This window comes from Nocardiopsis synnemataformans (genome assembly GCF_965343085.1).
GTDB lineage: Bacteria > Actinomycetota > Actinomycetes > Streptosporangiales > Streptosporangiaceae > Nocardiopsis > Nocardiopsis alborubida.
This window is the reverse complement of sequence record NZ_CBDRFA010000133.1, coordinates 1-10662: the sequence shown is the minus strand read 5'-3', so window position 1 is coordinate 10662 and position 10662 is coordinate 1. Positions and strand designations below refer to the sequence as shown.

At 69.8% G+C, this 10662-nt stretch carries 1 protein-coding gene; it reads right to left on the bottom strand.

Annotation, left to right across the window (positions count from 1 at the left end; translation table 11 throughout):
• Positions 1–672 precede the first annotated feature (672 nt).
• Positions 673–10485, bottom strand: a complete 9813-nt coding sequence (locus ACSIH6_RS38515) for a hypothetical protein (RefSeq protein WP_435113678.1) — start codon at positions 10483–10485, stop codon at positions 673–675.
• Positions 10486–10662: the final 177 nt, after the last annotated feature.

Sequence of the window (10662 nt, the reverse complement as noted above, 5' to 3'; positions counted from 1 at the left end):
CCTCGATGCCGGTGAGGAACTTGATCGCGCCGCGTGCGGAGTCGCTCATGTTCTCGTCCAACGGCATACGCGTCTCCCCCTGTGCCCCTTGGTGCCGCTATGCGGCCACGAAGGTAACACCGGAGAAGTCGCGCGTATCGGTGCTCCGTTCCTTGGTGTGGAACCCTCGACTGGGCTCCTTCCGGTGAATTCCCGAAGGTCATGGGTGTGCTTCGGAAGCGGCGGGAGATTCCTGGAACGCGTTCCACTCGGTTGGCATGCCGATTGTTTCCGCAACGGTTCTCCTGGAACCGGCCGGATATTCTTTTCCTGTTCCCCTGGTGCCGGGACCCGTTCGCGAGGAAGGCCGCTCCGGTGTCCGGGCGTGAGGCCTGGTGAAGGCGGGACGGAGGTCGGTCGGTGCTGCTGCCGAGCCGGTGCCGATTGGCTCCGGTCACCGCGTTCGCGGGGAGTCGCCCCGGCCTGGGAGAGAGTGGCGGCAGGTGAATCGGTTCACGCGGAGGAATTCAGCTGGCAAGTCCGCCTACTGGAGGCGGGAATTCATTCCCTGTTTATTGCCCATTCGCTTCTGTGGTTCAGAAGTAGCGCCTTTGTGTTGCCAGATGGTAAATGCCGGACGGCGTGCAGGGAAACATTAAGGAAGCGCGCCTGTCGGAAAGCGCGCATTCGTGCTCAGCTCCGGCCGGGAACCGTGGAACCCGATCCTCCGGGCGGCCGCCCCGGGAAGTTCTGCCTGGGAGGAGGGCCGCCCTCGGACGACGTCCTCCCCGGCTCCATGGCCGCCATGATCTTCTCCAACAGCTTCCGTACGCTTTCGGCGGTTTTCTCGGCGTTGCCGCGGGTCTTATGAGCGCTCTCCACGGCTTTCGCGGCACGCTTGGCCGCGGCCTCCGCCGTCTGGGCGGCCTGCTGTGCGCGACGGGCGTCGGCGGCGGCTTTGTCGGCGGTCTTGACGGTCGTGTCGGCGGTCTTCATGGTCGTGTTGGCGATCTCCTGTGCCTCCTCCGCGTGAATGGCGGCCTCCTTGGCCTTCTGCGCGGTGGTGTTCGCCCTGGTGCGCAGGTCCGGTACCTGCTCGGCCAGCTGCTCCGCGTCCTTGGCGGCCTGGGCCGCGCGCTCCGCCGCCTCGCGGGCGGTCTGCCGGGCCTCCTGGGCCCTCGCCCGCGCGTCCTCCGCGACCCGGCGAGCGACGTCCTCCCGGGTGTTCGCCGTCCTCCCGCGGTCGTCGGCCGTGTTCGGCGCGGTCTGCGCCCCTGCGTCGCCGAGGGTCCTGGTCGGCGGGTTCGTCGTCCCCTGGGGGCCGGTGCCGCCCGACGCGGTCTGTCCTCCGGGGGAGGGCCGGGAGGCGTTCGCCGCCGCCCGAGCCGCGAGGTCCGCGGCGGTGCGGGCCGCGCGGGCGTCGGCCTCGGCCCGCGCCGCGTTCTCGGTGGCGTTCGCGGCTCCGGTGCGCACCTCGGCGACCCTGGCCTCCGCCGTGTTCGCGGCGGTGCGGGCGTTCTTGGCCGCGTCGGCGGCACGCCGGGCCGCCTGACCGGCGTTCCGCGCGTTCTGCGTGGCCTGATTCGCGCTGTTCCCGTAGTCGGACGCGCTGGTGCTGAGCTCCTCGGCCCATGTCCGCAGGGGCGTGGCTTCCGCGGCTATCGGGTCGGCCGTGGTCTTCGCGGCGTTGGCGTCGGTCTGCGCCTTCTCCGCTGCCTTCTGTGCGGTGTCGGCGCGACCGGTGATCCCCTTCAGGTCGGAGACCAGGGTGTTGGCTCGGCCGCGCGCGTCCTGGGCCGCCCGGTCCCCGCCGACGGGCCGACCCTGCCCGGACAGGCCCTCCACGGTTGTGCTGAGCTCCTGGTACCGCGTCTGGGTCTCGTCGAGGTCCTTCCTGAGCCCGGTGACGGTGTTCAGGGCGCCGGTCGCGGCGGTGTCCGCGTCCTTCGCCTTGGAGGCGGCCGTCGTGACCCGTTCGCTGAAGGCGTCGAGATCGGGTTGGGGCGTCCTCGCGAAGGCGTCGTCGCGGAAGGTGTTGAAACCGTCGCGGGTGGTGGTGGCATCGTTGTGCGCCGTGCCCGCCGCCTCCCACGCGTCATGTGCCTGCCGTACCGCTCCCGGTGAGGGGGCGTCGTCGGTCCCGGACGCGGGTGCGGGCTCAGCGGGACCTCCGGTCCCGGCGGCGGGTGCTCCGCCGCCGGAGCCCGTGAGGATGCGGATGCCGTTCCGAAGGTCGGCCCTGCCCTGCTCCAGGGGGGTGGAGAGGCCGTTCGCGTCATCGCGTGCGTCACGGGCCTCCTGGGCCGCGGTGTTCGCGGCGTCGGAGGCGCGCTGGACCCGCGCGTCCACGGTGTTCGTGTTCTGCTCCTGGCCGCCCTCGGGGTTCCTGAAGCCGTCCGAGTCCAGCGCGCCGGAATCCCGGACGGGGGTGTCGGGCTCCGGCGCACGGAGGTTCAGTTCCGCCAGGAAACGGTCGACCAGCTCCTGGCTCGGCCCCGTGGGCGCGGGCGCCGAGTCCGGCGGGGACACGGCGGTGGGCGGCTGGGGCCCTCCGGTGGTCGTGGTGCCGGTGGTGGGGGTGGTCGTGGTGCCGACTGGAGGTGTTCCGCTGGGGGCTGGTGGCGTACCCGTGTTCCCGGTGGTCGTGGTGCTGGTGGCCGGTGCGCGGGTCGTCCCTCCACTTCCGTCGCCGCTCATCGTGTGCGCGGCGGGGACGGTGCCGCCGTTCGGCCTCTGCCCGGCGCCCTCCAGCGCGGCTCGCGTGTTGTTCACGGTCTCGACCAGGGCGTCGATCTGGGCGTCGAAGGCGGGCAGTGCCTCTTTTTCGTACTTGTCCTCCTGTGCTTCGTAGGCGCTCTCGGCGCTCCGGCCGTCCGGATCGGCGGCGTACCTCCCGGCCAGGCCCTCCAGCGGGGCCCGGGTGTCGGCGTACGTGCCCTCCGCCTGACTGAACTCCTCCCGTGCCTGGTTGGCCCGGTCCATGACGGGGGACAGGGCCTTCGCCTGGTCCGGTGTGAGGAAGCCCATCGTGATCGCGTCGGCCTCCGAGTACCAGCCGGCCATCCTGACCGTGACTTTGCCCTTGGCCCAGCGGGTGGGCCGGGAGAGGGGCGAGGTCGACGGAGGGGTCGGGGTGTTCTGGTGGAGGAAGGCGGGTGCCTTGAGCTTGCTGGCCGCGGCGAACACCCAGGTGGCGTCGTACTCCACGAGGTAGACGGTCCCCTGGCGGAGCTTGTCGGACTCCTGGTAGCCCTTGACGGCCTGCTTGGAGCTCCTTTCGGCCCCATGGGACGAGCCGGTGTTCAGACCGGGCGCACCGGTGTAGATGCCCTCGTGCCCGTCGTGGGAGACACCGCCGGTGGTCAGCCCGGACGGGCGTACCTCTCCGCCGCGGCCCTGGCTCCCGCCGTGGGAGTCACTGGCGCTGTGTGTCCGGGGCCGGGCGCGGGAGTCGCTGAGCTGGCTGCCCGGTAGCGCGTCCAGGATCTTCGCTCCGCGGCTGCTCGGTACGACCCTGGTGCCCAACGCGGTGCGGTTGATGTCCGCGAACTGCACCACCTCGGAGTTGCCTGAGGCCGCCGGGTACACCGCCATGACGGCTTGCTCGTTGAGGCTGTGGTCGATCTCGTTGTACACCCGGTCCTGGCCGTAGACGTCGGCGAGGTAGGCACGCGCCTCTTTCGCCATGGCGGATGTGGGTCCCCTTTCGGGGATGTCGGCGGTCGGCTGCCAGCCGAGGGACTCCGCGGAGAGGACGTTGGCCATGTCGCGTATCGCCTTTCCGCCGTCCTGCACCATGACCGCCTTGGTGATGACGGTGTCGTTGCCGGGGCCGGGGCCGGCGTCGCCCGGCCGGGGGCGCAACGCGTCGAACATGGACGAGTAGTGGGCGCGGGCTTTGGGCCGCCGCGTCGCGCCGCCGTTCTCCGGAGGGGCGGGGGCACGGTCGTTCCCGCTCGTGCTGGTTTCCGTCCGGTTGCTGGTGGTGTTGTCGCTCTCCAGGGCCGGAGGGGTGTTCTGGTCGGCGGTATCGGTCCCCGTGGAGCCGGTGCCGTCCGTGGACGTGGTGATCGCGGGGGGAGGCGCCGACAGGTCGGTGCCGGTGCTCTGCGCGCCGTCCCCCGTGGTGGCCGCGGTGGTCGTCGCCGGGGGATCGAAGGTCATGTACGCGAACGGGTACAGCGTCTCGACCTGCCCGCTGTCATCGGTGCCCGTGTACGTCGATCGCGGCGGTTCGTCGCCCTGCCCGCTGTCATCGGTGCCCGTGTACGTCGATCGCGGCGGTTCGTCGCCCTTCCCGCCCTTGGGTTCGCCGAGTTCGAGGGTGAGGGTCAGCTTCGTGTTTGCTTTGACCTTCGCGTACGGGGTGTTCAGGTGCAGCTCGACGGTGCGGGCGTCGTCCTGGGATTCCCCGGAGGAGCGCACGTCGTTGGTGGAGGAGGACACCGCCCCGGCGGGGGAGGAGAACAGCTGGCGGTGATCCGGCTGTTCGTCCGGCCCCCGGTCGTCCTGGGCGTAGGGGAGGGGGGCCAACAGCGAGCCGTCCGCTCCCACCGTCGTCCCGGTCCCCCTGTTCCGCGAGTGCTCGTCGGTCGCCTTCCACGTGTGTGACTCGATGTAGTAGCCGGACTGGCCGACGTACGAGACTTTGGTGCTGCTCGGGTCCCTGGTCAGGTTCACGTAGACCTTCCCCGGGGAGCTCGAACGCTGCCACCGCACCCGGTTCCAGCTCCGCGGCCTCCAGTCCGGCCCCAGCGCGCGGACCTTGACCGGCACCGGGACCGTGGAGTTCGGGTTCTGGCCCAGATGCGTGGTCAGCCGCGCCAGCAGGTCCTCCCTGCCGCCGCCCGTCAGCTCCAGTCCGTTCTTGGCGAGCTCGTTCACCAGCTTCTGGATGGCGGCCCCGGGGTCGGCGGGCTGGATCTGCCTGCCGTTGTTCTCGAACCCGGGTCGCACCCGCGCGTTGTCGGGCTTCTTCGGGTTGGACTGCGGGCTCAGAACCACCCTGTCGCCCTTGCGTTCCGCCTTGTCCATCACTAGCCCCTCCTGATGGGCGTCGCGGGAGTGTACATAGCCCGAGAGCAGGTCCTGAACGGGAGCGGTCCACCCGTGGAACAGGGTTTTCCAGTTCAGGGGCGGACCGATGCTCCAGACCTTCAGGAACTCGATCGCCTGGGTGACGCGGCCGGAGGCGCGGAAGGCGTACACCTTGGTGTTGTTCGGGATGAACAGCACCGACGACGTGAACGAGGTCGACTGGGTGTGCGACTTGCCGCGGGAGAAGAACGTGCGGGCGACGGAGGGCCCGAGCAGTGGGATCGGGTTTTTGGCATCGGAGGGCAGGGGGCCGTCGGAGGGGTTCGGGTTCGGGTTGCGGCCCCCGCTCCCTCCGAACTTGAGGCCGAGGCTGTGGGTCAGGGAGGAGTTGGTGGACAGGGTCGTCTCGCTGCCGCCGTTCCACCGCATCTGGGCGTCGGTGGGGCGGAAGTCGGTGACGGTGTCGGCCTCGACGTGGGTGGCGGTGGTGGCGCGGACTTCGTGTGGTGACCAGAAGCCGCCGCTGAACCTCTGGCGCATGCGGTGGCCCGACGACGTGGTCACGCTCTTGCTCGCGGCGATTTCCTCCGCCGACAGGTGGTTCTCGATCTGCCGACCGACCCCGGAGGACTCGGAGAGGGACGCATCGAGCTTGCGCTCGTATCCGTGGTGGAATCCGTGCCAGAAGCTGCTGTCGCGCGTTTTGGAGAAGGTCTGGTACATCTCCTCCACCAGCCCGCGCATGTTCCCGTCCCCGGTGTCGAAGCGGGCGCTCACGCGCTCGAAGGTGCCGCCGATGCGGCGGATCGCTCGGGCGCGGTCCTGGTTCAGGGTCGTTGAGTCCTGCGGGGGCTGGCTGGCCGGGGAGTCGTCCCCGCTCCGCTCGCCTCCTGGCGAAGCGGTCTCCGGCGTCGTTCCGGTGTTGGTGTTGGTGGTGGTGTCGGGGGGCGCTGGTGGGGTGAGGGTGACGGTTGGGTTGTTGTCGGTGTTCGTGGTGTTCGTGGTGTCGCTAGGGGGAGGCGGTGGGGAGGGGACGACGGTTGGGGTGCCGTCGGTGCCGGTGGTGTTCGTGGTGGTGTTCTGGGGAGGGGCGACGACCTCGGCACCCCCGCCGAATCGGCGTCCCCAGGTGTGGACGCCCCCGTTCCGGATGACGGTCCATCGGCCTCCCCGGTTATTGCTCGCCGTACCGCCGGGGGTGCGCTTCGGGACGAAGTTGCGGACGATCATGTCCCGTGTCTGCTCGGGCGTGAGCTCTTGCCGACCGCCGGTCGTGTCGGGCTCCGTGCGCCCGGTGGTGTTCGTCTGCGTGGAGTCCCCTCCCCGTGTGTCGGTGGTGGCGGCGACCTCGGTGGTGTTCCGCGTCTCCCGCCCGTCGGAGGAGGTGGCGGTCTCGCCGTCGCGGGTCGTGCCCGTCGGGTCGGACGCGGTGTTCGGGGAGTCGGAGGCCACCGGCGGCATCTTGGGTGTGAGGAGGACGGTCTGGGCGTCCATCCCACCCTTCAGGAGCTCGATGCCGCGTTCGCGCTGGGACTTGTCGTTGTCGCGGGCCATCCCGATGTCGTCGTACTCGAACAGTCGTGCGGTGAAGTGGGTGCTGGACGTCCACACGTCGGAGTCCCCGTTGAACAGCACCGTCTCCTCGGAGCTGTGGGAGAGGCCCTGGCTGGAGCCCTTGCCACTGTTCCGGGATGCGGTCAACGAGGTCGAGGGGTTTCCCAGGACCCGGGGGACGCCGCGTGCGTCGGCGTTGGTTTCGGTGCGCACGCTGCCGCCCGCGGTGACGCTGAGCGTCTGATTGAAGCTCGACCCCTTCGTGGTGGTGATGCCGGCCGAGCCAGCGAACCGGCTGCCCCCGCTGGCGGTCGTGTCGAACTGGTGCACCAGGCGGCCGAAGTCGCCGTAGACACGCAAGGTCACGTGGTTGGGGCGCAGACCCTTGTCCTTGGTGAGTCTCTTCAGGTCGATCACGGCGGTCTCTTTGAGGCGGATCGGGATGCCGTCACCGGGTAGGTCGGACGCACCGCTCTTGAGACCGGACTCGGAGAGCGCCTTGATGACCTTCAGGGTGTTCTCCCGTGCCACATCCACGTTGCGGCGTCCGCCCAAGCGGTGTTCGCGGAAGGTGCGGTGCCGGTGCCCGCGGGAGCTGTTGTCCGGTTTTTTCGGGTCCATGTGGCTGGGGCGGACGGCGTAGTTCTTGTCGGTCCGCGCCAGGTCCGGGATGACCATTCCGGGACGCTTCTCGGCAATGTCTTCGAGCACGCGGTACGCCAGCTCGTCGTAGAACGAGCGCTGCGGTGAGGAAGCCGCCTGGGTGTCGCCGTCGGAGCCGTTGTTCCTCGTGGTGCCCGTCGTGTTCGCGGTTCCCGTGTCGTTGTTGCCTGTGGTTCCTGTGGTGCCTGTGCTTCCAGTGGCGTTGGGTGTGTTGGCGGTGGCGGTGGCGGTGGCGGTGGTTCCCGTTGACTCGCCGTTGTTCTCGGGAGTGGCCGGAGGAACGTAGCCGAACCCGAGTACGGTGGCCCCGCTCAGGTCCGTGGGGCTGTTCACCGCGAGGTTCGGGAACGGGGGCCGGGGTGGCGCGGCCGGTTCGCCGGTCGGATCCGGGGCCTTGGGCGTTTCACCGTTGAGCAGGCGGGCGTTCTCGACCGTGAGCAGCTCGACGGATTCCCCCTCGAAGCGGTGCGGCCCCGGCTCGCCCTCAATGTGGACGTAGAAGTCGCGCTTCACGTCGTAGGCCGCGTGGCCGGAGGGGGCGTGCACGACATGGCTGCTCGTCCCCGAGGTGTTCAGGGCGACCCCTGTGCTCTTCTCGAACGTCCCCGAGTACTCCACGAAGGGCGCGTCCAGCCGGATGCTCTTGCCGTTGGGCAGGTCGAGCCAGATGCCGAAACCGACGCCGATCGAACCGGACACCACGTCGGAGTGCTTCACGCTGGAGGAGTCGCTCTTGACCGCGGTGTTGCTGTGCACGAAGTCGGCCAGGCCGAGGGCGAAGTCCTTGCGGTTGTACTCGGTCGACACCGACCACATCCGCATGATGCGGGAATCACTGCGGGAGAACTGGATCCGGATGTGCGCGGAACCGTTGCTCATCTGCGGCAGGTACTGCTGCATCCGGTCGTTGTCGAAGGCGTATTCGATCCGCTCGCGGTAGTCGTTGTGGCGCTGTTCCTTCCTTGAGGGAGCGCGGCCGCTGCTCCGGTCCCCGTCGGGGCGGGGGCCCAGGAGGTGGTCGGCGAGCCAGGTGCCGAAGGTGCTCTTCCCTGGCCTGCCGCTGCCCGTGGTGACGGTGGTGGTGCTGTCGCTGCGGTCGCCTTCGCCGCTGCGGCCGGTTCCGCCGTCGCCGGACGTGGTGTTCCCACTGGTTCCGCCACCGGATGCCGGAGGGACCGGGGAGAAACGGGTGATCTCGAGCGGGTGGCCGGTACCTATGAACGGCCGGTTCACGGGCAGGTGGTGTCCGTTGTCTTCCGCCTGTCCGTTGTTGGGCACGATGCGCAGGGGGGCGTCGGAGGAGACCACCTCGCCCGGCAGGTTCATGGCCAGCCCGTTGTACGCGGTCCCCTCCTGGACGCGCGGCGCGGTGAGGCCGGGACCGGTGACGGACGCCTTCATGTGCAGGTCGCCGACGTAGAGGTTCGGGGTGCCGAGCGGTTCGATGCCGCTGGCGGAGTTGGCACTGGCCGAGGCCGATACGCCGGTGCCCCGGACCTTCTTGCCGAAGCGTCCGCCGACAGCGAAGATCGGTCCGGCGTCGTTGCCGTTGATGCTGCCCAGGTAAAAGGGGCTTACCGTGAACTTGGCGGTGAAGGCCTTGCCCGCTCCGCGTGATCCGCCGTCGCTGGAGTCCACCCCGGGGCCGGCGTCGTGGAGCCTCAGGAACCTGGAGTCCCCGCCGCCGTTCTGGGGCTCGGTGTCGACGTGGTAGAAATCGCCGTCGTTGGGGCGCAGATCGATGTCGACGCTCCACGTCCGCCCGTCGTGTGTGGTGCTGACGGTGTGTCCGCCCTCGCGGAGGAAGGGTCGCGGCCCCTCCCTCGTGAGGATGTCGACTACGCCCTTCGTGATCTCCTGCCGTGCGGAGTCGGGCATGTCCGGAGTACCGGTCAGGACGTCGTCGACGAATTCGGACAGGTGCTCGGCGAAGAGCATGTGCGGCCCGAGGACGGTGGAGGTGGTCAGGTAGCCCAAATCGTAGCTCTGACCGCTCCGGTCCGGCACGAAGCCGCTGCCGTAGGTGAGGGTCGGGAGCGGCCGGGGTGGCGGTGCGCCCTCCGGCGGGGCTCCCTCCTGGGTGCTCCGGTCCGGCTGCGTCGGCGTGCCCCTGAACCGCCAGCGGTACATGAAGGAGAAGCGGGAGCTCTTGGGAACCGGTCTGCCACGGGTGTTCGACCCGCGGCCGACGGGGGCGGGGGTGTTGCCGGTCAGGCTTCCGTCCTGGGGAACGGGGGAGTCGGTGCTGAGGGGACCGAGCAGGATGTCCCTGCTTGTCCCGCCGAGGGGGACGGGGCCGGTGTCGGTACCGGTGTTGTTCTGCGGGGGCGGGGGCGGGGGCGGGGGCGGGGGTGCGTGTTCCGTGTCCGTGACGTCGGTGTCGACGGGCGTTACCACTGATTGGATGGTGTCGTTCTCGGTCGGAACGGGTGCGGGGGGCGGGGGAGGTGTGCTCTCCTCGTGTTCTCTGTCCTCGGGCCGTGTCTCCTCCGTGGTCACGGGCGTCTCGGCCTCGGTCGGCGCGGGTGTGCGGACCGTCTCCTCCGTCGTCTCCCCGTTCTCGGCGGACGGTGGGTTCTGCGGTGTCTCCTGTTCCTGCGGGACGCTGGTCTCGGCTGGGGTGTCCTCGTGGGTCTCTTCGTCTTTCTGCTCTTGGCCGTCCTTCTCGGTGGTGGAGTCCTCCTCGTGCACGGATTCGGCGTCGTCGTCCGTGCGCTCGCCGTCCTCGCCGTCCTCGCCGTCCTCGCTGTCCTCGCTGTCCTCGCGGTCGGATCGGTCGCTGTTCTTGTCCCCTGACTGGTCCCTGTCGTTGCCGCCCTGGTCCTCGCCGTCTCCGGAGCGGTCGCCGCTCTCCTCGCCTGACCGCTTGCCGTCGCCCGACTGGTCCCTGCCGTCACCGGACTGGTCCTTGTCGCGGTCCTGGGAGCGGTCGTCGTTCCCGGAGGTTTCCTCATCGTGCTTGTTGGGCTGTTCGCCGTCGCGTTGGGAGGGGTTGTGTCCGGTGTCCTCGGTGTCCTGGGGCGGTTCGTTCTCGGTGGTGGTGTTGGTGTCGTGCTGGCCGTCGCCGTCTTCGGTGGTGGGAGGCGGGGGCTGCGGGGTGTCGCTTGATGAGGTTCGCTGTTCGGGGGCGGGAGCGGTGTCGGGGTTCGCCCGCTGCTCGTCCGTCGAGGCGCCGGGGTTGTCCTGGCCGGTGGTGTTGCCGGTGGTCGCGGTTTCCGAAGTGGGCGGAGCGCTCTCGGTCGGGGTGCGCACACCGTCGCCGTCGTGGGTCGACCGTTGTGTGGATGGGTCCGGGGTGCGGGTGTCACCGGTGCGCTGGGGTGAGCGTTCACCGCTGTTGCGCTCGGTGGGTGTGGAGCGTTGGCCGGTGTCGGAGGCCGGGTTCTGCGGCGCGGTCGAGGGGGGCTGCTGGCCCGTGTGTGGCGGGGC